This is a genomic window from Mesorhizobium sp. M0040, assembly GCF_040323505.1.
Classification (GTDB): domain Bacteria; phylum Pseudomonadota; class Alphaproteobacteria; order Rhizobiales; family Rhizobiaceae; genus Mesorhizobium.
The window spans coordinates 1-570 of sequence record NZ_JAMYVA010000154.1 but is presented as its reverse complement, the minus strand read 5'-3'; the positions used below and the strand labels follow the sequence as shown (position 1 = coordinate 570).

The window sequence follows — 570 nt, the reverse complement described above, 5'->3', positions numbered from 1 at the left end:
AGTGGATTGGCGTCGACATAAGCACGGAAACTGGGCGGGTAGCCATGCGTCGACACATAGCGGAATACGCCATCCAGCAACTGCACGATACCACCCTTGTCGGTACGGCAGAGCCTGACAGCCGATTCCACCAACGTATCGAGCACGACCTGCAGATCGAAGGTAGAGCGGCTGATGACCTTCAGAACGTCTGCAGTGGCTGTCTGCTGCTGAAGGGCTTCGTCGAGCTGCTGGGTGCGTGTCTCAATCTCCTGATACAGGCGCCCCAGCTGGTCGGAGGTCTGGTTGACGTTAGCGGCGAGCACTCCAAGCTCGTCGCGATTGGCGACGGCAACCTGTTGGGCGAAGTCGCCGGCCGCTATCTGGCTGAGGCGCATCTCGATCTTCTTGACCGGTTCGATCAACGACCAGGAGATGATGTAGCCGAGCCCCAACGCCAGCAGGATACTGCCCACAGCAAACGAGAGCACGATCAGTCTGGACGTGCCGTACGCACCCTCGGTCGTTTCGATGGCCACTACCATGTCGGCCTCGGCCATGTTGACCAGCTGGTTTGTCAGCCGCTCGAGG

1 protein-coding gene is annotated in these 570 nt (G+C 60.0%); it reads right to left on the bottom strand.

Going from position 1 to position 570, the window contains the following annotated elements; all coding sequences use genetic code 11:
- Nucleotides 1-539 (bottom strand): HAMP domain-containing protein (locus NKJ91_RS33740; RefSeq protein ID WP_352458951.1); only part of this gene is annotated, 539 nt, incomplete at its 3' end.
- Between the last annotated feature and the right edge of the window lie 31 nt (nucleotides 540-570).